Source organism: Bacillus sp. FSL W8-0183, assembly GCF_038006825.1.
In the GTDB taxonomy this organism is placed as follows: Bacteria; Bacillota; Bacilli; order Bacillales; family Bacillaceae; genus Bacillus; species Bacillus altitudinis.
In genome coordinates, this window is record NZ_JBBOVY010000001.1 from 194,727 (window position 1) to 218,212 (window position 23,486).

A 23,486-nucleotide genomic window follows, 5' to 3' on the forward strand; every position below is an offset into this window, starting at 1 on the left:
GAATGAGAATGAAAATCTCGAAAAACTATCACTCTATGAACTCGAAATGCTAGTAATCACGAAAAAGAGTGAGCGAGGAAATAAGGTTTTAACATATAACGCGAGGATGGAGGCATTCGAATGAAAATAACATTCACCATTTACGCAGAACCAGTAGCACAGGGAAGACCTCGGGCTACGACTGTAAATGGCATGACAAGGCTGTATGATCCGAAAAAATCAAGAGACTTTAAGTCTTATGTGAAGCTGGCTGCGAGCGATCACCGACCTGATCAACTCCTGACTGGTCCTCTTGAATTGAAGGTGAAAGTCTATAAATCATTATTGAAAAGCTTCAGCAAGAAAAAAGCAGCAGCAGCCGAAAGAGGCGAATTGCGTCCAGCTAAGAAGCCGGATGTTGATAACTACATCAAAGGGATAAAAGATGGCCTGAATAAAGTAATTTGGCAGGATGATAGTCAAATTGTTGATCTGCATGTAAGCAAGTTTTACAGCAGCACACCAAGAATTGAAGTCGAAGTATCTACTCTTACACCAACCCATGAGGAGGAAAAGTTATGTCAACAAACATTAATCTGAATTCTTTTGCAGAAGGTGCATTGAAGGAACAATTCAACATTGAACTCCAACGTATTTTAGAAAATATTGCTGATCCAAATACAGATCCAAAAGCAAAAAGAAAACTAACTATCCAAGTAGCACTTTATGGAGATGAAAGCCGAGATGTTGTCTTTACAAATGTGGTAGCAAAATCTCAACTTGCTCCAGGAAGAGAAGTAGAAGCGAAATTATTTATGGACACCGACTTGCAGGGGAATGTCACGGGAGCTGAACTCAAATCTGGAATTCTAGGTCAAACATACATTGATGATGCGGGTGATATAGCAGAACATGATGGCCAAAAAATCATCAATTACCAACAAAAGAAATCAAATTAATTATTAAAAATAAATACTGGAGGAATGAAAAATGATTAAAGAAGCACTTCAATATATTACAGGATTGGCTAATACAAAGATTTGGAAAGTTGAGGATGTAGTTTATTCAACTGAAACATTATCAAGAATTAAGGAACCTATCCCAAATTCAATTCATGTACATTCTTTGTCTGGTTTAGTGGAATATCTACAGTCTAATTTTGATGAGCCAGGGCAGCTAATGGTACATGTTGAATCTCCAACATCAATAACTGTGTATTCTCAATTAAACCGAGATGCAGAAAGAAAGATTTTTATTAAAGCTGAAGCAATGATACCTTCATTCAGGTTTGATAGTTTCTATGATCCTGAAACATTTAACATCAAACTTCAATCAGTTTTTGTACAGAATGAGGACAGGGACATCATGCTGAAAGTTGTTGGAAATATCAAAGAGGAAGCGGTGCAAACAATTGGTGATGACGGTGTATCTCAACAAGTTGTCGCAAAAGCGGGCCCTGCTTCAGTTGCAAATGTACAAGTACCTAACCCAGTAGTTTTGGCTCCATTTAGAACATTTGTTGAAGTGAAACAGCCAGAATCAAATTTTGTCTTTCGTATGCAGAGCGGTCCTGCTTGCGCCCTTTTTGAAGCAGATGGTGGTGCGTGGAAGCTAAAAGCAATGGAATCTATTAGAAAATACTTAGTGCAAACGCTGCAAGAAGAGATTCATAGGAAGAAAATTAAAGTGATTGCGTAATGGCACGCAAACGGTCAAAACGGTGGTTCTTGCTTTATCGCGAAGAGGATGGACAGCGCGTCCACCTCTATGAACCACTTAAAAAATATGAACTGCACAGTCGGATCAGGAAAGGATGGAGGATTGTCAGATGATTAATAAAATCAAATTTTTCTTCAAACATAAATACTTCTTCTGCTTCAAATGTATAAACATAGTTTCGGTGCGTCGTGGTTATTGGCTGGATTTTAGCACTCGGGTTTTTAATGGTCCTTGCTGCTCGAAGTGCGGAAGGAGCTTCAGGAAATGAAACAGATTGTAGAAGGCGATTGGGTGGAAGCTTTGGGTGAAGTTGCACGCAAAATGTTTCATATATCTGGTTACGTAATTAAAGTTACTGACAAAAATATTTTAGTGAAGCCGCTTAAGGGTAAGTCTACAGCTGTTCCTAAACATTGGGCTAAAAACTTGGATGTAACGATCACTAAAGATGAATTAAAGGCTCTGATCGATTTGTCCTTAGACTTAAATGTTGAACATCTCTTTAGAATGTGCGTACGTGATCTGCAAGTTTTTCTGGACAAATAAAAAGAACCAAAGCACAAGGCTCCGGCTCTAATGAATCTCGACAATTCATTATAACATGGGAGGCCTTGTGCGCATGAATAATCCTTACAAACATATAGACTCTAACATCTCAATTAATCAGCTTTTTGAAAAAGGAGAAGTTAAAGTCATTATCCTAGACGGCCATTCCAACGAAGCATTTTTAGCTGAAGCACCTATTTACGGAAAAACGGAAATCACTACACGTGACGGCCAATTCACAAATTTGAATTACAGCAGTTCACACAAAATAAAATAGCAGGAGCTTCCTCCTGCAGGGAGGCAGTCAAAATGAAAGAAATCTGGTATTCAAAATCACCATTCGCTGAATTTTGTATCGTCAATACAGCAAGCGGATATGTTGCATATTGGCGTTCTGATCTATTAACAGATGCTAAATGGAGCGAGTATGACACATATCCTACCTATCAAGCAGCACGTCGGAACCTTGGTAGAGTCGGCTGTGCTGGAAGTATGAAAAGGGTTGAACGGTTGCCATGGGAAATCGTGGCATGACCTTGAAGGGAATATGTCTCACTAATGAGTTTACACCGCTAGATAAGGGCGTAGAGTACTTTCTCTTTCCTCTCGGTTCCGCTCATTATTATGTATCAAAATTTGATAGTCCTGGCTCACACTATGGAGCATTTGAAGCCAGGCATTTTTTAATAAAGCAAAAAGAACAACACCAGGAACAGCTGACACTGTTCTGAGGGAGGATCATATGGAGTTTAAACCACCTGAAAACATGTCATATGAAGGGCTTTGGATGGCTCTGAAAGACATCAAACGACGAATAGGGGATGCGGTGCTGTCTGGTGATCGCATCAATAGCCCTTACATCAAAGGACAAAGAACAAAAGCTGAAACAATTAAAGATGAGCTGCTGCGCCGATTTAATGAACAGGCCAAGCGAGCAGAGTGAAAAAAGAGAGGGAGATTATTGTGGAATTAAAGAATATTTTTGTTCTTAAAGTGTTAGATAGATTCACTTGTGGGAAGTGGGATCACTACCCAACGGCGGAAGAAACGAAACAAGCTCTACTTAAACAATTCGGGTCCTACACACAGTTAGGAAGTACCCCTATTACATTTGTAGTAATTAAGCAACAGACGTTTTATCAAGGCGATATACAAGATTTGCAGGAGGGCTTCTGATATGAAAACTGTGCCAGCGATTGTATTTAAAAACAAACGAACTGAACGCTATCTAAGCTATGGACCTGATTTTATGGATTTAACTGATCCTAATGGAGATGTAAAAGAAATTATAGATGCGTTGTGTCTCATTAGAAAAGATCGTGAGAAGCCAAGTGATCAAGATTTAACCGATTTTTACAACCTAGTGTCTCAACACAATGCTCCTCTTGATATTAATGATCTCACTAACTGTTACGATCCTGTTCATGTAGATTATACAACCGAAGAATTTGAAAGGATCAAGGCAAGACATGAGGAGGATGAATGAAGATGAGAAATACATTAGGAGACTTGAACAACCATTTATTTGCGCAGCTGGAGCGGTTGAGTGACGAAGACTTAAAAGGTGAGGAACTTCAAGAAGAAATTGAACGTTCCAAAGCTGTTACTGATGTGGCCAATCGCATAATTTCTAATGGAGCACTAGTATTACAAGCGCAAAAATTTCATACAGAGTACAAATCAAAAGATCTTGAGAAACCGAAAATGCTGGAGGGATAAAGGTGAGGTTATTCACTGAAGAACAAGAATCTTTCATCCGTTCACATGCTGCAGGTTTACTCAATCAAGAACTAGCAGATTTGATCAACCAGAAATTTGGTTTAAATGTTACTAGACAACAAGTGAAGACCTGGAAGCATAATCGTAAAATCTCTAGCGGTTTAAGCGGTTATTTCCCCAAAGGGCATGCACCGCTCAATAAAGGTACAAAAGGCATTTATAATGTTGGCGGAAATAAAACATCTTTCAAACCAGGACACAGGCCTTCAAATTACAAGCCTGTAGGTTATGAAAGAGTTGATCGAGACGGTTATATATTGATCAAGGTGTCTGATGATGGGCCTTCGCAAGAACGATGGAAACATAAGCATAAGGTGCTTTGGGAAGAAGAAAACGGACCGATCCCAAGTGGCCATTGTTTAATTTTTTTAGACGGGAATAAGCTCAATGTAAAACTAGACAATTTGCAACTCATCACCAGACAGCAATTAGTAAGGTTAAATCAAAACAAGTTAATTGCTAATGATCCTGAAATCACTAAAACAGGCATAGTGATGGCAGCTATATATTCTAAAATTGGCGAATTGAAAAGGGAGAGTAAACAATGAAGAAACTACTAATCACACTATCTATTATTGTTGCTTCGGTGCTTTGTGCGCCGTCTGCTGCGGCAGTAACGAGCGGATATAAAACAATTGGAGGACATACAGTCAGCGTATCAACGGATGCCAATTCATATACGCCGCGAGCCAAGAGTATTGATGTCACAGCAAGTAAAACGGGTTCTGAAACGGTATATTATCGTTTCACTTTGCAAAAACGAGTAGGTGGCAAATGGAAAGATCAGCGGTTCAGCTTGGTTGGATCATTTAAGAACGCCACACCTGCAAAAGAATTTTATATAGTCAATCACACATCCGGTACGCATCGTATCAAGATGACCATCTATAAATATAAAAATTGGACAGGCGTCAAAGGCCATATCTATACGCCGTCATTCGAGGTGCGGAAATGACAATTAAATTATCAAACCTATCAGATGAAACTAAACTAATCAACGAGAGCGGCTTTCTGCTCCAAACAGTCGCGGAAACAAAAGAAGACATTTTGGAACGAGGGGAGCATCATCACGAAGATACATGGTTTCTCTTCTTGCATGAAGACGTTTTTGGAGACGAAGTGGAAATAGATATTCTTCCTGACTGCTTTAAAGGATTTTTCAAATTTGATAGATCAGAACTTGTTGCTATCAAGGACAACATTCTACACACAAAAATGCACGGCCATAAGCTAACTGAAATCGAAAAAGGGATTCTTGAAAAGATTGAATCAGCTTTTCAGCAATTAGAAGAATAAATCATACGACATAGATCGGTGCAAAATTGCCTTGGTCTATGTCTTTCATTGTTTATAGAAGGAGGGTGAGAAACATGGGAGCTGAACAATTGTGTCTACTGCCAGGTATCGATGAGAAACAAGTAAGAAATGCTCTAATCAAGGAGCTGAAGGTCTATAGGGCCCTTAAGGTGAAGGAGGAAAACAGAAAGGAACAGCAGGCAAACGGCGCAACAGGCCTTTTTCCTTCTCTCAGGAACCAGGAAGTTTTAAATGAACTGAAGGTTCGACAGATAGAAAGAGCGCTAGAAAACAGCCTAGATGAAATTGAGCAAGACATCATCCGCATGAAGTATCTCTCATCACGATTCGTAAAAGATTTAGAGGTATGTGAAGAGTTGGGGCTGAAGAAGGACCGGTATTACAAATTGAAAAAGCAAGCGACGTTTAACCTTTCGACAGCGCTTGGAATCATTTAATTACTGCAAGAGTAAAGTCTTTAAGAAAAAGAGTAGGGGTAGTGTGAAATTAACCCCTCTCTTTGTAAGAAATCTTAGTGTATCTTTTATTAATCTTTAGAAAAAGTTTTAAAACTAAAAGTTGATTGTTATTGACTTTTTTACAGGTGATTTATTAGATATCACAGTTGCTGTAACTTCAACTTCCTTGGCTGAATTCTCTAATAAATTTAATTCTGATGAAAATCCTCCATCTTTATCAGTAGTAGATATTTGAGGTTTTAAAATACTTTCAGATGAACTTGATAAATTTACATTCACATGTTGTAAAGGAAGTGTATTGCATGATACTTTTCCTTTAACTTGAAAACACAAATCTTCCTTTTGGATAATTTCTAAAGTGATTTCAGGGCAGCTCGTTTTAACAATGAAATCTCCTTCTTTATAAACTCTTCTTCCGCATCCGCAGTTTCTAGCCATATTTACTCACATGCCTTTGCCAATTCTTTAATATTAAAAGTTTTGAACACACGTATCGCATGGGCCACCTGCATTTTTAAAGACGACATTGTCGACTAAAGCTTGACTCCCTGGAGCAGGGTTACCTATATTTTGGAAAGTGATACAAGCCGTAGTCGCTCCTGGTGGTGCACAAACTGTTAATGAATAATTTTGAAAGACACTTTGAGGTTGGTTAGATACCGCTATAATATGCGGAATATCCTCTGTAAATATTGGGTTAGTTGTCACTGTTCCTTCAGCAGTACCCGTATTAGTGATTAATGGTGGGCATGTTTGAGGTGGGAAGGAAACCGATGCAACTAATACTCCTCCTGCTCGCACATCACCTGCAAACGTAAGAGTAAAGCAGCAACCTTCTGAAACAGGAACAATTTGGTTGATAAAGCCAGGAGTTGCTACTGTTCCAACAGGAGGGTTAGGGTCTAAACCTAGAATACTAACCGATTGTATGGTTGGAGTTGTAGGACTTCCAACAAAACGACCACTATGAGCATCTGGGAAATCAACTACAGTAGCTGTAGCGGATGTCCATGATGCGGGTGGTGCCCCAGTAGCTGATAAATCAAATCCAGGGTTAGCTAATAGATTTGTACATGGACAGCAGGCTTCTCCAGTAGGGCCAGTAACACCTGTTGCCCCTGTAGCGCCAGTAGGACCGGTAGCACCCGTAGCCCCTGTAGCGCCAGTAGGCCCAGTGGCGCCAGTAGCCCCTGAAGGACCAGTAGGACCGGTGGCGCCAGTAGCCCCTGAAGGACCAGTAGGACCGGTGGCGCCAGTAGCCCCTGAAGGACCAGTAGGACCGGTAGCGCCAGTAGCCCCTGAAGGACCAGTAGGACCGGTAGCGCCAGTAGCCCCTGAAGGACCAGTAGGACCGGTAGCGCCAGTAGGCCCAGTGGCGCCAGTAGCCCCTGAAGGGCCAGTAGGACCAGTGGCACCAGTAGCACCAGGAGCCCCTGCAGCTCCAGTAGCACCAGTAGGACCAGGGGGACCCGCAGGGCCAGTAGCACCTCGTCTACCAGGTATTCCTGCAGGACCACGCCTTCCAGGAACACAAACTGTCTTTATACAACAACAAACATCTAACCATTCTCCACAACGACAACATCGCCTATAGCTCATTTGAACACACTCCTAAAAAAATTGTAATCATGACATAATATTAGATAAGGAGAAATATGTAAGGGCTTTTTGGTACTTAAATATCTTTTGAAAAAACCGACAAAAAGGGGGATAAAAAGGGGACCTTTTTTCCTAAGTGGATCATCGTATGATAGAGACAAGCAAAACGAACGTGAATATTTTGTCCAGAAGGAAGAACCTGCGGACGCTGATCATTGAGCACTCTAAGTGCCTTGATTGGTGTCCGCTTTTTTTATTGGGAGACGCGCCTTTCCCTTATCAATGGCGTATCTGGATACGGAACAAAGGTGTTGAGGAATGTGGCCATACGAGAGGGACATTCTGAGCCTGGATAGCAGCTGGTCTGCGGCAGCCGTATCGAGGACAGTTTTTCATTTTAATTGATGATTGACTGTACTTGGCATCCTCTCGGAGTGTAGTCATCATTGCAAAATCAAAATCTATTTAAGCGAATAGCGTAAGGTGGTGCTTATTCGGCAAGGAGCGAGTGAAATGAAGATCAGGGATTCTGTTTCTAAAGAGACATTAAAGCAATTTAAAAGCATTGCTCCTGGTTCTAATAGTAAGAAGAGCGATGCTGATCCGATAACAAAGCGAGATTGGGAAGAAATCATGGGAACGAGACGCGAAACGTATCAAAGACAAGGGGGCCGTATCCGGAGGAAACGATAACCTAATGGGAACAGTCGTCTTTTGGGTGTATGGCTGCACGTGCTTTGGTGAGGGATAGGAGCGCAAAAATATAAAAAGGGAGATGATGAGCATGACATCAAAATTTGGTGTATCTGCTAATCCAAAAAAAGCGAATCATACTTTAGGAAAGGACAAGGTTGTGGTTGTTGCGATTCAAAATCACAATGATTACATTTGTGGGCCAAACCTTATTCCTCAAAGAAAGGTTAATGGCAAGTGGGAGACAATTAAAACAAATTCCCCGAACCCGCTTAACCCAAGCGAAAAGCTATATGATGAATTTAACATCAAAGAGTCATTTGGTAACAAAAAAGGCACTTATCGATTCAGAGTGGACGTAGAACGCTACGACAAAAAGGGCAATCATGTTGCAACCCTTGGAACATTCTATACTAGCGAATTTTACGTTAAATAGAACCAATTCACTGAACGCCTGAAAATTTCCAAATCACCTCCGATATATGTTTAGGAGGTGATTTCTTATGAATGAAATTAACGAAACCAACGAAACCAACGAATTTACATCATTTGAACAGAGTAAATACATCGAAATTTATTTGAAACAATTTGGGAAAAAGATGCATAAAGCAACTATTAATCAACAAATAGCATTTAAAGAGAAAATAAAAAAGCAGCATAATAGAAAAGAGATTCAAATGCTTTTGGGTAGGACTGAAGATATTATAGAGAATAAAAAATCTAATAAGCATTACATTACAGCTCTTTTTGCAATCATGTCTTTTTTATTTGGAAGCATGTTGAATCATGGTATTACAATGGTTGAAAAATTAGGTGTACATGCACCTACATTTACGATCTTGTATGTTGCTTTTGTAACTTTGGGAATTTGGCGCATGCAATCCTTTGTTGATAGAAACGAGTACAAATTATTGATTAGATATAAACGATTACTACAAGAATGTTTAGATGAAATTCCAAATAGAAGTTTTAAATAAGTACCGGACACCTTAGGATATAAGGTGTTTTTTTAATTGGAGGAGATACATCATGAATATCAAAACAATCCCCGTACATAAAATTAACCCTGCACCATATAACCCCCGAATTGATCTGCAGCCAGGAGATCCAGAATACGACTCTCTGAAAAACTCAATAAAAAAATTTGGATACATTGATCCCTTAGTATGGAATGAACGAACTGGCCATCTTGTAGGAGGTCATCAACGTTTCAAGGTATTGATGGAAGATAAGCCGTCTGAAATTCTGGTATCAGTGGTTTCTTTAAATGACCAGGATGAAAAGGCTCTAAACGTAGCATTAAACAAAATCAGTGGCCATTGGGATGAAAACAAACTTGAAAAACTTCTAACAGAACTAAAGGATAACAATCTTGATCTAGAAACTATTGGATTTACTGAAGAAGAATATGAAGATCTATTAGACAGTGTTTCTATTGAAAATGAGATCGTGATTGTTGAGGAAGATAATTTTGATGTGCAAGAGGCACTAGACAATATAAAAGAACCAGAAACAAAGTATGGGGATGTTTGGCGGCTTGGCCGGCATACCCTAGTGTGTGGAGACGCGACAAAGATAGAGGATGTTGACCGATTGATGTCTGGCCATAAAGCAGATCTAGTCATAACTGATCCACCTTATAATGTAGCGGTGAAAAGTGATAGTAAAAAGTTAAATGATGATGGCCATGCATCAATATTAAACGATTCTATGGATGATGGTCAGTTTGATTTATTTTTAAGAGAAGTGTTCCTGAATTATTCAAGAATCATGAACGAAAAGGCAGCTATATATGTTTTTCATGCTGCTTCATATCAACGCGCTTTTGAGAATGAGATGCGTCACGCAGATATTGATATAAGATCACAGTGTATTTGGGTAAAAAACTCACCGACATTCGGATGGGCGCAATATAAATACATGCACGAACCGGTTTTCTATGCATTCAAAAAAGGCTATTCACCTAATTGGTATGGAGATAGAAAACAAGTTACTGTTTGGAGAGCTGATACCTCTGAAGAAGGAGAACCAGCAACAATTTGGGAAGTTTCCCGCGGTGATACTACAAAATATGTTCATCCTACACAGAAGCCGCTTGATCTTATTAATATTCCCCTAAGTAATAGCAGTAAAAAAGGTGATAGAGTAGTGGATTTCTTTGGGGGAAGCGGGTCGACTCTTATGACATGTGAGCAAACTGATAGAGAGGCCCTTCTTTTGGAGCTCGATCCGTATTTTTGCGATGTAATTAAAAAGAGATTCGCTGAATTTACGGGAATTGAACCTGAGTTGGTTTCTTCTTTATAAAATAAAAAAAGAGGGTGCTGACAACACCCTCCCTTCAAAGACAGAAAGAACCTCCCTGCCTAAGAGCGTGATCAAGACGCGGCCGCGTTTGTGGGAAAATATCACGCTCTCACCCACTATTGTAATGGAGGTTAGGGAGAATGACAATAGAAAATACAAACACACGTTCCCTTTCTGACGAAGAAAAGAAAGAAATGCTTATGATCCTTCAAGCTGAACAGGCTGAAGGTATTGATAAATCAAAAGAAAATTATCGTAAAATCGCTCAAGCTTGCATCTCTCAATGGGTAAGAGATTTTAAAGCGGGAAACATCAAAGTGTCTACTGTGGAAGATCTTAAGAAACTCATAGAACTCGACATCGAACTTCAGAAGCATGACGATATTTGAAAACAAACTCAAACTTAATTCAGCAGGTCGGAGGTGGGTGATATGTAATGGCTAGACCGCGTGATCCGAGAAGAGATGAAGCTTTCCGTCTTTGGAAAGAGAGCGGTGGAGCCCGCTTACTCAAAGACATTGCAGATGAGTTGGGTGTGACAAGTAGCACCGTCCGTAAATGGAAAGCGAACGATAAATGGGATGATAATTTCAAAGGGAGCGCTCCTAAATCGAAAGGGAGCGCTCCTAAACGTCCTGGCGCTCCGAAAGGGAGTAAAAACGCCAAAGGAAACAAAGGTGGTAAAGCGCCACCTGGTAACCAAAATGCTAAAGGCAATAGGGGCGGCGCAGCTCCTAAAGGCAACAAGAATTCATTCAAGACGGGTGAATATGAAACGATCATGTTTGAGTACATGGATGAAAAGGAGCAGAAGCTTTTTACTGAGATTGAGACTGATCCTTTGTACCAAATTGATCTATCAATACGATTATTGAGCGTTCGTGAAACAAGAATGATGCGCTTAATCAATAAGTATGAGAATGGATTGACTGATAAGCAGCGGACAGTCTTGCAGCAAATGCGGAAGATGAAAGACGTTGTACAGGCTCCAGATAAGAATGGCCTGATTAAATCAGTACCAATAACTAATGAGCGTCTGGCTGTGGTCCAGATTGAGGAGACAGACTCACCGCTACTAGAGAAGATATTGAGTATAGAAGATGCTCTGACACGTGTGACTGCACAACGTGATAAAGCCAGTAGGCAGAAAGTCGACATAATGAAAACTATGTCTGAATATGAATTGAGACTTCGTGGTCTCGATCTTGCAAACCGAACGAGAGAGGCAGAGCTGGAGCGGATCACCGCTCGACCTGTCGATGATTCTGTACAAATAACAATTAAGCGGAAGAATAAAGGTGATGGCTGATGGTTCAAATGATGGAGAAGGAAGTCAATCCACATTTTGAGGACTTTCTTTTTGATTGGGATCAGAAGTTTCAGTTTTTAGTAGGCGGCTATGGTTCTTCCAAAAGCTATCATATTGCCCTGAAGCTCATTCTGAAACTACTAGATGAAAAGAGAACAGCCCTTGTGATTCGTGAAGTCTATGACACACATAGAGATTCCACTTTCTCTTTATTTGAAGAGATCGTGAATGATCTTGGACTCGATCATGTCATTCAGTGCCGGACATCACCGCTCATGCTTAAATTTCACAATGGCAGCCGGATCATTTTCAAAGGCTTGGACATGCCAGCCAAGCTGAAGTCGATCAACAACATCTCGATCATATGGATTGAAGAATGTTCAGAAGTGAAGTACGAGGGATTCAAGGAGCTGCTTGGTCGTTTGCGTCACCCGACTTTGGATTTGCACATGATACTATCAACGAACCCTGTCGGGCAGGATAATTGGACGTACAGACATTTCTTTAAGGATGATCAAAACAACCGATTTATCCTGGATGATGAAAGGTTATATAAAGAGCGAACGATTGCTATCAACGATACGTACTATCACCACTCGACGGCAGAAGATAACCTATTTCTACCTGTGAGCTATATCAAGCAGCTGGACGAACTAAAAGAATACGATCCCGACCTTTATCGAATTGCCCGAAAAGGTCATTTTGGCATAAACGGAATTCGTGTTCTGCCACAATTCGAGGTGCAGCCACATGAAGATGTGATGCTGGCCATCTCAAATATTAATCGCCCTTTGCTTAGAGCGGGCATGGACTTTGGTTTCGTTGATTCATATAACGCTGTGGTTAGGTTGGCTGTTGATCACGAGAAGAAGTATCTATATATCTATTGGGAGTATTACGATCGTGGCAAGACTGATGATGTCACGGTTGAGGATTTGAAAGAGTTCGTCGAAACAAAAGAGCTGATTAAGGCTGATAATGAGCAGAAGACAATCGCATATTTCCGCAAGATGGGATACAACATGGTGGCCGCTCATAAGTTCCAAGGCTCACGCTTGCAGTACACCAAGAAGATCAAGCGGTTTAAGAAAATCATTTGTTCCGACTCATGCAAAAACACGATCTATGAGCTTCAGCCGCTCACGTATAAGACAGACAAGCGCGGCAATATCATAGAGGACGAGTTTCAGATTGACCCTCATACTTTTTCAGCCATCTGGTATGCGTTAGATGATTATGAGGTCACCGATCTGAAAGAGCAGCCTAAAGAGCGGAAACGCCCTAATAGAGAAAGGAGGTCGATGAGAAGGCTATGACAAAACACGTGAAAGCTACTGTGTTTAAAGCAGACATCTCTCAAACTACTAAACAAATTCATGATGATGGCTTTAATTATGAGGCTGATGACGTTATCGAGCCACCGTACAATATCACAGAGCTCAAACAAATAGCTGAGTATTCTACCATTCTTCAGCAATGCATCGATGCGTATAAAACGAATATTCTTGGTTTCGGATTGGGAGTTGAATACACTTTCGACTTTAACGCTGAGGATGCACCAGAAGCAAAAAAATCCGCTGCTGAAAAAGAATGGACGAGGCTTGAGGAGCTTGTCCGATACATGAACTATGATGAATCAGCCGAAGTGGTTCTAGGGTATGTGATAGAAGATCGGGAGCGGACAGGGAATGGCTTTCTTGAAGTGTTACGTAATGGCACAGGGCAACCAGCAGGGATTGAATATTTAGATGCTCAACACATGCGAATATGTAAGATAGGTGATCCTGTCGAGATCGACTTTAAATATACAGATCATGGTCAAGTCAAATCTCTCAAAAGAATGAAGCGGTTCAGAAAGTATGTGCAGCAGGTCAACACTAAAAAAGTTTTCTTTAAGGAATACGGAGATCCAAGGACAATGAACGCTTCTACGGGAGAATATAGCGAAAAAACTCCCCCTGAACTTGTAGCAAGCGAAGTCATTCACTTCAAGATTGGCAGCGGTACATATGGTGTTCCTCGTTGGATTGGTAACATCGTCAATATGTACGGTGCGCGTAAAGCTGAAGAGCTGAACTATCTGTACTTTAAACAAGGGCGGCATGTGCCGGCTGCAATTACAGTGGAAAATGGCATGCTGTCTGAAGCATCATACGAACAGCTGCAAGAGTACATGAATGGCATCGAAGGTTCAGACAATGCACATAAATTCCTTTTGCTTGAAGTCGAAGGGATTCCTAAAAAGAAAAAGGACGAAGTAAGCAATGATGAAGACCCAGCACCTGTTAAAGTTGAAATAAAATCACTGGCCGAGATTCTCCAGGAGGATGCGCTGTTCCTTGAATATGATGAGAAAACGAGAAACAAGATACGTTCCTCATTCCGTCTGCCGCCGATCTACACTGGCGAATCACAGGATTATAACAAGGCCACAGCTGACACCGCTCGAAAGACGACAGAGGAACAGGTATTTCAGCCAGAGCGAATGATCATCACTGGCAAGCTCAATACACTCTTTCTTCCTGATCTTGATCTCTGGCATGTGCGGCTCATATTAAATGGTCCTGACTTTCGTGATCCGCTCGAAATTGCAAAGGTTCTTACACCGTTTATTCAAGCAGGAGCGGTTTCACCGAATGACCTGCGTGATCTGGCTGGCCGTATTCTAGGAAAAACATTAGAAGAATGGCCAGAGGAAGAATACCACCGACCAATTGAAGCGAAGTCAAAGGTATCAACTAACTTGTTTGATACGATTCTTCAAAAATCTGCGGGTTCCCAGGAAGATCTGATCCATCTCTTAAAAGATGTTAGGGATGAACTAGAGGAGATCCGCAAATGAGCAAGATCGATCAGCTGATAAAAAACATCAATACCTTTGTGCAAAAAGCAGAGGCAGATGAGGTCAAGCAACTAGAAGAAGCTGTAGCTGATTTCCCTGAACTGAAGGACGTTCCCTCTTTGGTGGAAGAGTATGAGAAAACCACCGCAAAACTTCTCAGATTGCAACGCAGGACGTTTTTAAATGCTCTGAATGGTTTTATATCCAAGGACGATTCAGAAACGTTAGAATCAATTCTAGCGTTCTTTCAAAATGACTTGTTTGCAGCTGATGAATTTGCGGAGCTGTTTGGAAAAGAAACGGCTGTCTTTCTAACACTGACCGTCACGCAGCTGGCCGAGAAAATCATGCATTCCATCGATGCAGATATTCCATTCAAGGTGCTTTCTGAGAAAACTGAACAGTGGATTGAATCATGGTCGCAAGAGTTGGCGCAGCTGATGAAGCTGAATACTCATACGGCTATTGAACAAACCTTGAAAAATGGTATAAAAGAAGGTCGCTCTATCCAAGAAATTGAATTGGAGCTGAAGGACCTACCTGAATTCAACCGCAAGCGCGCACGTGTAACGGCGGTCACAGAAGTGTTGACCGCTTCTTCCGTCGCTCAACATGAATCCTATGTCCAATCCCCGGCGGTAACGGGGAAGAAGTGGAAGCACAGTGGAGGGAAAAAGAATCAGTCGAGAGAAAGCCATGTGCAGCTGGATGGAACTATCATCCCTTTGGATGAAGAATTTGAGATACCAGGCAGCGGAGAGCGGTGCATGTTTCCGAGAGATACACAGCTCACGCCAAAAGAGCGAGTAAATTGTCATTGTGCGGTTGGTCCTGTTGTTGATCCTGTTATTCTAGAATTGTCAGCTGAGGAAAAAGAAGAGATTAGAAGAAGAGTCTTACAAAACATGGAATGAAATAGTATAATATCCTCATTACTTTGGGAATGAGGGGAAATATGAGTTGGCTTGAGTTCTTTTCTTCAATACTTACTTCAGGTTCGTTAGCAACTATTATAGTGGTTTTGATTTTAAAACAACCTATAACAGTAATTCTTAGTAGAGTTGGTAATTTGTTGAGTTTTAAATATAAAGATATTCTTCATCTTGATTTTGCAAAAACTTTAGATGAAATTGAGCAAAATGAAGATGTAAAAGAAGATGAGCAACATGAAAGTGCCCCCAATAAAAATAGTCATAATAATGCTGAAACAAACGGACTGGATGTTGGATATGTAAAGCATTATGAGCGTTTGGCAAAAAAGTCTCCTGAGGAAGCTGTTTATACAGCTTGGCTGGAGCTTGAGGCAGAATTAAGGTATGTAGTAGTTAGATTAAGCGAGAATAACTTAAGAGATATACCTGAAATAGTGAGAGATCTTCTGTACAAAGAACATATTTCTCAGAATATGGCTAATAACATTTTGGGCTTATGGAGTCTAAGAAATGATATTGTTAAAAACCCACATGCAGTGTTTCTTGATTATAAGGAAGCTATGAGATACTGTTCATCAGTAATTAAGTTAATTAAACAGCTGCAAAAAATTACTGGCGATTATTATATGAGTGGTGAAAAACTGTCTGATTAAAAGACAGTTTTTTCTTTTGAAAGGAGGTGAATGAATTGCCACGCGAATTGATAAATGCAAAAATCACACACGTTTCATACGTGGACAAGGCTGCTAATCAAAAACAGTTCTTTTTTATGAAGTCAGAAAAAGAAAATGACTTTCAAAAGGAAATCAAGGTCATTGCGAAGGCTGATGATGCGCAGCGTCTTGTATACGGTATTGTATACGAACCAAACGTAGCTGATGCACATGGGGATTATATGACACCAAAAGAAATTGAGAAAGCTGCTCACGGGTTCCTGAAAGATGCACGTGAGATCGACAAACAGCATGATTTCCAAGGCGGTGTCGGGGAAGTCGTTGAATCGTACATTGCTCCCTCTGACTTTGAAATGGGTGATGAAGTTATCAAGAAAGGATCATGGGTCCTTGTCACGAAGGCTTCCGATGAAATTTGGGAACAGATTCAAAAGGGTGAGATCACCGGATATTCAATGGCCGGTACAGCAGACATAGGAAAACAAGAGCGTGAGCCAGCTTCTGATGAGAAGGGGCTTTTTTCTTTGCTCAAAAACTTCTTTCTTAAAGGAGAAGTTAAGAATCGATACGACAAAGGCCGCATGCGTCGTGAGTTTTGGGCTGCACAAGATGCGCTGAATTCCGTTTTGTATAAATGGGATTCTTACGACGATGAAGACTTGGAGACTGATCCTGAAAAGGTGAGGGAAGCACTGCAAGATTTTGTGGAAATCACACAAGAGATTTTGCTTACTGATGACTTGGCTGGGATTCAAACTGATCCACCTGAAGCTGTCGCAAAAGCAGGTAAAAAGTTTTCAGCAGCTAATCTGAATGAGCTAAAAAATGCAAGAGCCGCTATCGACAATTTGTTGAGTCAAGCGGAAGAGAAGGAGGAAGAAGAAGTGAACAAAGAAGATCTGCAAAAGATGCTAGATGAAACAATTGCACCAGTCGTAAAACGTCTGGATGACCTTGAGAAGGGAGAAGGTGAAGGTCAGCCTGATCCACAAGAAAAACAAATTGATGAAAAGGTCGCAAAAGAAATGGCCGCAGCTGTAGAAAAGGCATTGGCTCCAGTAGTCGATAGAGTCGAAGCACTGGAAAAGGCACGTCCGCAAGGTAATGGAGTAGGAGATCAACAACAACAAGACTTACAAAAATCTGAAACGGTATGGGGCGGCTTGCTTTAAGCCGAGAAAAAGGAGGAACTAGAGTGAGAAATCAAGAGGTAATTAACAAAGCGGAAGTGACGCTTGGGACGTTAAAAACAGGCGGTCTAATGAATCCAACCCAATCTAGCACATTTATTCGTATGGTGCAAAATGCACCAACATTGCTGCAAGATGCACGTGTCATTCCGATGGATGGCGATGCACAAAAAATCGAAAAAATCGGTTTTGGTCAGCGGATTCTTCGTCCTGGTGTGGAAGGAAAAGCAGTTCCAGCAAGTGATCGAGTTGCACCAACAACAAGCACTGTGGAGCTTAATGCAAAAGAAGTCATCGCAGAAGTGAATATTACTTATGACACACTTGAAAACAACATCGAGGGCGATGCTTTGCAAAACACCATCATGCAAATGCTTGCTGAACGAGCTGCAGTAGATATTGAAGAATTGATCTTAAATGGTGATACATCGTCATCTGATACTTACCTTGCGCAGCTTGATGGTATCCGCAAGCAAGCGACATCTCATATCGTAGATGTTGCTGGTGAACCACTTACACGCCAAGTATTCAAACAAGGATACAAAGCTGTTCCACCAAAATATTTGCGAGTCCCACAAGAGTTCCGTTTCTATTCTTCCCCAGGGCAAGAGGTCGAATGGAAAGACAAAGTGGCCGATCGTCAAACAAATTTAGGAGATGCAGCAGTACAAGGTGGGCTTTCTTCTGCATTTGGTGTTCCAGTCAAAGGAATTGCAAATATGCAACCGTATGATGCGGACGGCACAGATGTTTCAGACATTTTATTGACTCATCCAAAAAACATCATCTTGGGCTTCTCTCGTAATATCCGTATTGAGGTAGATAAAGACATCCGTAATCGTAAATTCATCATTGTGTTGACTGCGAAGCTGGACAGCAAATTTGAGGAAGAGGATGCTGTTGCTAAGATCATTAAGGTCAAGGAGTGATCAACATGTATACAGCGGCTTTGATCAAAGGAAAGACATACTCTGTGATGGGGCATGTCTTTCATTTAAATCAGGAGAAAGAGATTGAGAAAAAGGTATTTCAATATCTCGATGGCAATGAGTTTTTTGCTTGTAAGGAAGTAAAAGCTCCTGCTGATGATCCAAAAACGGATGAGCCGGTGAATGAGGAAGAAGAACCGGCACAAGAAGTAAAAATTTACACTGAAACAGAACTGAAGGGCATGAACAAAACTGAACAAGAAGCCATTGTTATTGATCTTGGCGGCGATCCGACTCAGCTCAAAGATAAGAGTGAAAGAATTGCCTTCATCCTTGAGCAGCAACAAGAAAAAACAGGAGAGTAAGGCTGATGCTGATCTCTCCTGAAGATGTTAGGGCGTATACCGTATTCGAGAGCGTGAAAAACCGCTCGGATGAACTATTGGAAAGTGACATCATCGAAGCTGAAGCTGAGGTATTTAAGATCGTAGGTCATGAGTTCATAAGTGAAAAATATCAGCCGCTTCCTGAAAAGGCGAAGATCGCATTGATTAAAATGGCGCAGTTCTTCGCACTGATCAACGGAGATGAATCAATCATAAAAGGGTACAAGTCGGAAAAGATAGGTGACTATTCATACACCTTGGCAGATGGTAACGCCGTTTCAAAGCCAGATGTGTATAACCTGTTGATAGATTTCATTGAGCCAGGAGAACCGCCAGAAGATCCAGGCAGCATCAAATTAAGGTTGAGATCGCTATGAGCTATCAATCGTTATTAACGGATCGATGCGATATATATCACTTGCAAACAGAGCAGCTGTCAAAAGATCGCTATGGAATACCTGTCCAAGATGCGCAGCCGGTCTTTTCATATCCTGATGAGCCTGATCAAGTTGCGCAGCCATGTTATTTTACGGAGAAAAACCAATCCATCACACAGCAGGAGCCAAACGCAACCATTCATCAATCGTACCTTGTTCATTTTCCTATCAATGCCGATGTTCGCCTGAATGACAAAGTGGAATGGGAAGGTGTGACATTGAAACTCCAAAAGCCCAGACGAATCAAAAATCACCATATTGAGGTGGTAGCGATGAGGAGTGAAAGCCTTTGAGGATTGATGGTTTAGATCAGTTCATTGAGGATTTGAATGCAGCTGTTAATGGCGGCTTGCAAGCAGAATATGAAGAGTGGCTTGAAGGAATGGGCTATGAGTTCCTTGATATTGTTCAGGATGAAGTCATCCGTACAAAAACAGTGGATGCTCGCCGTTTGCTCAACTCATTCCAAAAGGGAGACCAAGAAAACGTCTTTTCAATGAGCAGTGGCGGTCTAACGTTGGATGTTGGGACCAACTTAGAATACGCATCATACACAAACGATGGCCACTTTACCATTGATCCCTCCAAGAATCAGGACAGACGTTGGGTTCCTGGCAGATGGGTTGGTGACCGGTTTGAATACGATCCAAACGCTGAAACAGGAATGCTTCTAAAGTTCCAGTGGGTTGAGGGCAGCGGCTATTGGGATAATGCTCTAAGCATCTTCGGGCAGATGTTTGAACAATCACTAGATCGCAAGCTGCAGCAATGGATCGATGAACAATTTGGGCGGTGATTAGATGAATCAAGAAGTCGGCGCCATCATGAATTATTGTTACAAGCAGTTTCCGGTGAAAGTATATGAAAAAAAGATTCCTGAACAATTTCAGATTCCTTCAATGTACTTTCCTGCAGCATGGGTCAATACAAGAAACGATACTGTTTCAACGTTCCTTAAAACATACACGCTGCATATTAAAGTGTTTCACAAGGATTCGGGGCAGGCTCATGATGCAGCGGAGTCGATAGTGGATGCCTTATCAGCTGATCGAAACATCATTCAAATGGTCAGTGAGGAAGGTGAACTGCTCGATCAATATGTTCGCATTAAGAGGGCAGAAACTAGGATTGCAGATCAAGGCGTGGCAACGATTGTCCTCACATGGGATAGTGCTTATTGGTACAACCGAGACGAGCAGCCAAGCCTAGACGACATAAATTTTTCAGACGGGGTGATAAAAAGTGGCCAAGAATAAAAGCGAGCCGGTGAAAGAAGAGAAAGCCGCTCCGGTTCTTCCTAAAGAAGCAGCATTTTCATTTGAAGCCTTGAAAGAGCACAGCAAGGAATTGTTTGGCGTAAAGCCTGAAATCCTTGAAGGTGCTCTTTTTTATATCAAAGATCAACCAATTACAAAAACAGAAGCAAAGAAGCAGATTGATGCTTTTTTGTCTAAGGAGGTTTAAGCATGAATGGAGGTACTTTCACGCCAGGTACAGAGAAAAAGCGTCCTGGTATCTACTTCAATTTTAAAACCACAGCACAGCAGCGTATCACGTTAGGTGATCGCGGCACCGTTGCACTCCCAATCACAATGAGTTGGGGAGAGCCTAAGACGTTCATCTCTATCTCTGGCATGGAGGACTTAAATAAAAAAGTCGGATTAAACATCGATGACAAATCACTGCTTCTTTTCCGAGAAGCGAAGAAAAAAGCACAAACAGTCTTGCTTTATCGCCTGAATGAAGGCGAACCTGCAAAGGCTCAGATCAGCGAGAATTTCAACGTTCTTGCTAATTATGGTGGACAGAAAGGGAATGAGGTCACGATCCAAGTTACTGAAAACGTATTGGATAGCTCGAAGCGTGATGTGGTGACTTACGTTGGTACAGACATTGTTGATAAGCAGGTTGTCACTGATGTCAAAGAGTTGAAGCAAAACAAATATGTTTCGTTCTCTGGTGAAGGAGAAGTGACAATCACCGCTGGCGTAACACTAAGCGGTGGGAAAAATGGTGTTCCAAGCGTGGCAGATTACACAGCATTCCTTGAAAAAGCTGAAACAGAATACTTTGACGTGATCGCGCTGCCTAATAACACTAGTACGCAACTAAAAGCAACATTTGTGGCCTTCGTCAAGCGTTTGCGTGATGATCAAGGCCGTAAGGTGCAAGGTGTTTTACCGAATTATGAAGCTAATCATGAAGGAATTATCAATGTTACAAGCGGTGTCGTGCTAGAAGATGGCACAGAGATAACGCCAGCCAAAGCAACTGCATGGGTTGCCGGTGCATCTGCAGGTGCAAACTTCAATCAGTCATTAACCTTTGTGGAATATGAAGGGGCTGTGGACACGTTAGAGCGTCTTGATAATGACCAAGTGGAATACCGCTTATCACAAGGGGAATTCTTGTTCACGTTTGATGCGAGAGATCGCACAGTGAGCGTTGAGAAGGACATTAACTCCTTAACGACTTATACAACCGAGAAGAACAAGACATTCGCTAAAAACAAGATCATTCGTGTGCTCGATGCGATCAACAATGATCTCACACGTGAATTGAAGGATTTAATTAAATTACGCAAAGCAAATGGCAATGACATTCCGGCATCGGATGATGGTCTGCAGCTGGTGAAAACACTCATCACGCAATATCTCACGCAGCTCCAAGATGGATCTGGAATCACTGGCTTTGATTCTGAAACGGATATCACGATCGCTTTAAATGAAGATCGTGACGGTTTCTTGATTGATCTAGCTGTTCAACCTGTTGATGCAGCTGAAAAATTCTATTTCAATGTAGAGGTGAAATAAGATGGCTTTTAAAGCGCAGAATACCATTTCGGGTAAGGAAGGACGCTTATTCCTCGATGGTGAGGAAATGGCGTTCATTAAAACGTTTGAGGCAAACGTGGAGAAGAATAAATCAGAGGTCAATGTCATGGGCCGTCGTATGACCGGTCACAAGACAACCGGTGCGAATGGGACCGGCACAGCGACTTTCTATAAGGTTACATCACGTTTCGTTCAGTTGATGTTAAATTACGTGAAGAAGGGACAAGATCCATACTTCACCATTCAAGCTGTACTGGATGACAAATCATCTGGCCGCGGCACAGAGCGTGTCACATTGTTTGATGTGAACTTTGATTCTGCAAAGATCGCGGGGCTTGATGTTGATTCAGAAGCACTGGAAGAAGAGGTTCCTTTCACGTTTGAGGACTTTGATCTTCCTGAGAAGCTGAAGGATTCTTTCTAAGAAATGTGGAGGAAATTAGCTAATTAATTAGCTAAATAAAAACCGAATATGCTATAATGCAAAGAGAATGCTCAGAGCATTCCCAAAGCATTCCGAGTATACAAAATTATGTTTACATGCAAAGCAATTTGCATAAAATAAAAAGAAGCCAGGATGCTCCAACATCCCGGCAATGTACAATGAGGCCCTTCAAGGGGCTGGCTTATCAATTAGATAGTTTTAAGGATAGACTTTCCCTTCAACCGTCCAAAGCTCAAGGGGAGTCTATTTTTTGTTTATATACGTCAACAAAGCAAGGATAAACATCCCGAATAAAAGCATTAGGGAAATCGCTTGGAACGTTGACATGAGCATCACCCCCTTCCTATCGGGGATGAGCCAGACACCCTTGAGCAAGCCGTTCATATGTACGATTTATATTATACATGAAAAGATTGGAAAGCACATTCAAAAAATGGATGTGCTTTTTTGCATTCAAAAAACAAATCAAAGGGAGTTTTTAAACATGAGCGAAAAACAAACAAACAACGTATATGATCTTTCATTCTTTATGCCAGGACAAACAACAGAAGCGGAAGAAGTTAAATCATTCATTTCAAAGCGTTTCGTTGACAAAGAAGGTAAAGTGATTCCATTCGTATTCAAAGCGATCACAACAGAGCGCATCGATGAACTGGAGAAAGAAAACACGACTTTCAAAAATGTTAAAGGTCGTGGACGTGTGAAAGACTTGGATTCCCAACGTTTCTATGCACGTATCGCAGTTGAATCAACCATTTACCCAGACTTCAAATCAAAAGAACTTCGTGAAGCATACGGCACCCAAGATCCAGTCGAAGTGGCAAAGCGTGTCCTATCTGTCGGCGGTGAATATGCGAACTGGTTAAACAAAGCCATTGAGGTCAACGGGTTTGAAGATGAAATTGAAGATTTAGAAGAAGCAGCAAAAAACTAATAAAAGACGGGGACAAAGAGGCTGTGTATCTGTATTACTGCATGCATGAGCTTCATTACTCCCCGTCTGAACTCTTAGAGGTCTATGAAGCGCCAAGGCGATTCAAGGCCTTTTTGTTTGGGTTAATAGCCCACAAATTAGAAGTGCTTGAAAAGGAATCGAAGAAAGGAGGATAAG

General features: G+C 41.3%; 38 protein-coding genes. 35 read left to right on the forward strand and 3 right to left on the reverse strand.

Annotation, left to right across the window (positions count from 1 at the left end; genetic code table 11):
* The first annotated feature begins 120 nt into the window (after positions 1-120).
* The 13 genes from NSQ64_RS01145 to NSQ64_RS01205 all read left to right on the forward strand — a co-directional run bounded on the left by NSQ64_RS01145 (position 121) and on the right by NSQ64_RS01205 (position 5,777).
* Positions 121-579: a RusA family crossover junction endodeoxyribonuclease gene (locus NSQ64_RS01145; RefSeq protein ID WP_286108665.1), complete on the forward strand. Its 459-nt coding sequence runs from the start codon at positions 121-123 to the stop codon at positions 577-579.
* The gene (locus NSQ64_RS01150) at positions 558-938 is read left to right on the forward strand and encodes a hypothetical protein (protein ID WP_046343227.1); all 381 of its coding nucleotides are present in this window, start codon (positions 558-560) and stop codon (positions 936-938) included. Before NSQ64_RS01145 ends, NSQ64_RS01150 begins: the two co-directional genes overlap by 22 nt.
* Positions 939-969: 31 nt before the next feature.
* Positions 970-1,677, forward strand: coding sequence for a hypothetical protein (locus NSQ64_RS01155; RefSeq protein ID WP_264432436.1), 708 nt, complete (start codon positions 970-972; stop codon positions 1,675-1,677).
* Positions 1,678-1,962: 285 nt separating this feature from the next.
* On the forward strand, positions 1,963-2,244 hold the full coding sequence (locus tag NSQ64_RS01160; protein ID WP_286108666.1) for a hypothetical protein: 282 nt from the start codon (positions 1,963-1,965) through the stop codon (positions 2,242-2,244).
* Positions 2,245-2,317: 73 nt separating this feature from the next.
* The gene (locus NSQ64_RS01165) at positions 2,318-2,521 is read left to right on the forward strand and encodes an XtrA/YqaO family protein (protein WP_034282417.1); all 204 of its coding nucleotides are present in this window, start codon (positions 2,318-2,320) and stop codon (positions 2,519-2,521) included.
* A 32-nt stretch (positions 2,522-2,553) separates the two neighbouring features.
* Positions 2,554-2,778: a hypothetical protein gene (locus NSQ64_RS01170; RefSeq protein ID WP_286108667.1), complete on the forward strand. Its 225-nt coding sequence runs from the start codon at positions 2,554-2,556 to the stop codon at positions 2,776-2,778.
* 208 nt (positions 2,779-2,986) lie between these two features.
* The gene (locus NSQ64_RS01175) at positions 2,987-3,187 is read left to right on the forward strand and encodes a DUF6877 family protein (RefSeq protein WP_056702496.1); all 201 of its coding nucleotides are present in this window, start codon (positions 2,987-2,989) and stop codon (positions 3,185-3,187) included.
* 234 nt (positions 3,188-3,421) lie between these two features.
* On the forward strand, positions 3,422-3,730 hold the full coding sequence (locus NSQ64_RS01180; RefSeq protein ID WP_056702490.1) for a hypothetical protein: 309 nt from the start codon (positions 3,422-3,424) through the stop codon (positions 3,728-3,730).
* Positions 3,731-3,732: 2 nt separating this feature from the next.
* Entirely contained in the window at positions 3,733-3,963 is a 231-nt protein-coding gene (locus NSQ64_RS01185; protein ID WP_008360821.1) for a hypothetical protein, read from the forward strand.
* 2 nt (positions 3,964-3,965) lie between these two features.
* A complete protein-coding gene (locus NSQ64_RS01190) occupies positions 3,966-4,571 on the forward strand; it encodes an HNH endonuclease signature motif containing protein (RefSeq protein WP_226650602.1) in 606 nt (201 codons plus the stop codon).
* Entirely contained in the window at positions 4,568-4,978 is a 411-nt protein-coding gene (locus NSQ64_RS01195; RefSeq protein WP_056702485.1) for a hypothetical protein, read from the forward strand. The genes NSQ64_RS01190 and NSQ64_RS01195 overlap by 4 nt, the downstream gene beginning before the upstream one ends.
* Positions 4,975-5,319, forward strand: coding sequence for a hypothetical protein (locus NSQ64_RS01200; RefSeq protein ID WP_056702482.1), 345 nt, complete (start codon positions 4,975-4,977; stop codon positions 5,317-5,319). The genes NSQ64_RS01195 and NSQ64_RS01200 overlap by 4 nt, the downstream gene beginning before the upstream one ends.
* Positions 5,320-5,393: 74 nt before the next feature.
* Positions 5,394-5,777 (forward strand): ArpU family phage packaging/lysis transcriptional regulator, encoded by a 384-nt coding sequence (locus NSQ64_RS01205; RefSeq protein ID WP_056702479.1) that lies wholly within the window; start codon positions 5,394-5,396, stop codon positions 5,775-5,777.
* Between the two features lie 114 nt (positions 5,778-5,891).
* Here NSQ64_RS01205 and NSQ64_RS01210 read toward each other — a convergent pair whose 3' ends face one another.
* Positions 5,892-6,236, reverse strand: coding sequence for a hypothetical protein (locus tag NSQ64_RS01210; protein ID WP_056702476.1), 345 nt, complete (start codon positions 6,234-6,236; stop codon positions 5,892-5,894).
* Positions 6,237-6,269: 33 nt separating this feature from the next.
* The gene (locus tag NSQ64_RS01215) at positions 6,270-7,397 is read right to left on the reverse strand and encodes a collagen-like protein (RefSeq protein ID WP_341014639.1); all 1,128 of its coding nucleotides are present in this window, start codon (positions 7,395-7,397) and stop codon (positions 6,270-6,272) included.
* A 513-nt stretch (positions 7,398-7,910) separates the two neighbouring features.
* Between NSQ64_RS01215 and NSQ64_RS01220 the strand changes: the two genes are divergently transcribed.
* The 20 genes from NSQ64_RS01220 (at position 7,911) to NSQ64_RS01315 (ending at position 22,354) form a co-directional block, all read left to right on the forward strand.
* A complete protein-coding gene (locus tag NSQ64_RS01220) occupies positions 7,911-8,090 on the forward strand; it encodes a hypothetical protein (RefSeq protein ID WP_056702470.1) in 180 nt (59 codons plus the stop codon).
* 91 nt (positions 8,091-8,181) lie between these two features.
* Positions 8,182-8,526: a structural protein gene (locus NSQ64_RS01225; RefSeq protein WP_286108669.1), complete on the forward strand. Its 345-nt coding sequence runs from the start codon at positions 8,182-8,184 to the stop codon at positions 8,524-8,526.
* 67 nt (positions 8,527-8,593) lie between these two features.
* Positions 8,594-9,067, forward strand: coding sequence for a hypothetical protein (locus NSQ64_RS01230; protein WP_286108670.1), 474 nt, complete (start codon positions 8,594-8,596; stop codon positions 9,065-9,067).
* Between the two features lie 52 nt (positions 9,068-9,119).
* A complete protein-coding gene (locus NSQ64_RS01235; RefSeq protein ID WP_286108671.1) occupies positions 9,120-10,397 on the forward strand; it encodes a site-specific DNA-methyltransferase in 1,278 nt (425 codons plus the stop codon).
* A gap of 140 nt (positions 10,398-10,537) precedes the next feature.
* Positions 10,538-10,786 (forward strand): hypothetical protein, encoded by a 249-nt coding sequence (locus tag NSQ64_RS01240; protein ID WP_286108672.1) that lies wholly within the window; start codon positions 10,538-10,540, stop codon positions 10,784-10,786.
* 47 nt (positions 10,787-10,833) lie between these two features.
* Positions 10,834-11,706, forward strand: a complete 873-nt coding sequence (gene terS / locus NSQ64_RS01245) for a phage terminase small subunit (protein ID WP_286108673.1) — start codon at positions 10,834-10,836, stop codon at positions 11,704-11,706.
* Between the two features lie 11 nt (positions 11,707-11,717).
* Entirely contained in the window at positions 11,718-13,022 is a 1,305-nt protein-coding gene (locus NSQ64_RS01250; protein WP_286108897.1) for a PBSX family phage terminase large subunit, read from the forward strand.
* Positions 13,019-14,548, forward strand: coding sequence for a phage portal protein (locus tag NSQ64_RS01255; protein ID WP_286108674.1), 1,530 nt, complete (start codon positions 13,019-13,021; stop codon positions 14,546-14,548). The genes NSQ64_RS01250 and NSQ64_RS01255 overlap by 4 nt, the downstream gene beginning before the upstream one ends.
* Positions 14,545-15,462 (forward strand): phage minor head protein, encoded by a 918-nt coding sequence (locus NSQ64_RS01260; protein WP_286108675.1) that lies wholly within the window; start codon positions 14,545-14,547, stop codon positions 15,460-15,462. Before NSQ64_RS01255 ends, NSQ64_RS01260 begins: the two co-directional genes overlap by 4 nt.
* Before the next feature lie 41 nt (positions 15,463-15,503).
* A complete protein-coding gene (locus NSQ64_RS01265) occupies positions 15,504-16,133 on the forward strand; it encodes a hypothetical protein (RefSeq protein ID WP_034623542.1) in 630 nt (209 codons plus the stop codon).
* 35 nt (positions 16,134-16,168) lie between these two features.
* A complete protein-coding gene (locus tag NSQ64_RS01270) occupies positions 16,169-17,326 on the forward strand; it encodes an XkdF-like putative serine protease domain-containing protein (protein WP_286108676.1) in 1,158 nt (385 codons plus the stop codon).
* 23 nt (positions 17,327-17,349) lie between these two features.
* A complete protein-coding gene (locus tag NSQ64_RS01275) occupies positions 17,350-18,273 on the forward strand; it encodes a phage major capsid protein (RefSeq protein WP_008361939.1) in 924 nt (307 codons plus the stop codon).
* 5 nt (positions 18,274-18,278) lie between these two features.
* Positions 18,279-18,638 carry a YqbF domain-containing protein gene (locus NSQ64_RS01280; RefSeq protein ID WP_286108677.1) on the forward strand — a complete coding sequence of 120 codons (360 nt, stop codon included), beginning with the start codon at positions 18,279-18,281 and terminating at the stop codon, positions 18,636-18,638.
* A gap of 5 nt (positions 18,639-18,643) precedes the next feature.
* Complete coding sequence (gene yqbG / locus NSQ64_RS01285) at positions 18,644-19,036, forward strand: protein YqbG (RefSeq protein ID WP_286108678.1); 393 nt, start codon at positions 18,644-18,646, stop codon at positions 19,034-19,036.
* A complete protein-coding gene (locus NSQ64_RS01290; protein ID WP_286108679.1) occupies positions 19,033-19,389 on the forward strand; it encodes a DUF3599 family protein in 357 nt (118 codons plus the stop codon). Before yqbG ends, NSQ64_RS01290 begins: the two co-directional genes overlap by 4 nt.
* On the forward strand, positions 19,386-19,892 hold the full coding sequence (locus NSQ64_RS01295; protein ID WP_144469008.1) for an HK97 gp10 family phage protein: 507 nt from the start codon (positions 19,386-19,388) through the stop codon (positions 19,890-19,892). Before NSQ64_RS01290 ends, NSQ64_RS01295 begins: the two co-directional genes overlap by 4 nt.
* Before the next feature lie 4 nt (positions 19,893-19,896).
* Positions 19,897-20,352 (forward strand): phage tail terminator family protein, encoded by a 456-nt coding sequence (locus tag NSQ64_RS01300; protein ID WP_286108680.1) that lies wholly within the window; start codon positions 19,897-19,899, stop codon positions 20,350-20,352.
* Positions 20,353-20,362: 10 nt separating this feature from the next.
* Entirely contained in the window at positions 20,363-20,560 is a 198-nt protein-coding gene (locus NSQ64_RS01305) for a hypothetical protein (RefSeq protein WP_187704580.1), read from the forward strand.
* Between the two features lie 2 nt (positions 20,561-20,562).
* Positions 20,563-21,909, forward strand: coding sequence for a phage tail sheath family protein (locus tag NSQ64_RS01310; RefSeq protein WP_286108681.1), 1,347 nt, complete (start codon positions 20,563-20,565; stop codon positions 21,907-21,909).
* A 1-nt stretch (position 21,910) separates the two neighbouring features.
* The gene (locus tag NSQ64_RS01315; protein ID WP_044139480.1) at positions 21,911-22,354 is read left to right on the forward strand and encodes a phage tail tube protein; all 444 of its coding nucleotides are present in this window, start codon (positions 21,911-21,913) and stop codon (positions 22,352-22,354) included.
* 264 nt (positions 22,355-22,618) lie between these two features.
* Here the strand turns inward: NSQ64_RS01315 and NSQ64_RS01320 are convergent, their stop codons facing one another.
* Positions 22,619-22,759, reverse strand: coding sequence for a putative holin-like toxin (locus NSQ64_RS01320; RefSeq protein WP_341014652.1), 141 nt, complete (start codon positions 22,757-22,759; stop codon positions 22,619-22,621).
* A 100-nt stretch (positions 22,760-22,859) separates the two neighbouring features.
* Between NSQ64_RS01320 and NSQ64_RS01325 the strand changes: the two genes are divergently transcribed.
* Both NSQ64_RS01325 and NSQ64_RS01330 read left to right on the forward strand, forming a co-directional pair.
* A complete protein-coding gene (locus tag NSQ64_RS01325; RefSeq protein ID WP_286108682.1) occupies positions 22,860-23,309 on the forward strand; it encodes a phage tail assembly chaperone in 450 nt (149 codons plus the stop codon).
* 29 nt (positions 23,310-23,338) lie between these two features.
* Positions 23,339-23,485 (forward strand): hypothetical protein, encoded by a 147-nt coding sequence (locus tag NSQ64_RS01330; RefSeq protein ID WP_191098159.1) that lies wholly within the window; start codon positions 23,339-23,341, stop codon positions 23,483-23,485.
* Position 23,486: the final 1 nt, after the last annotated feature.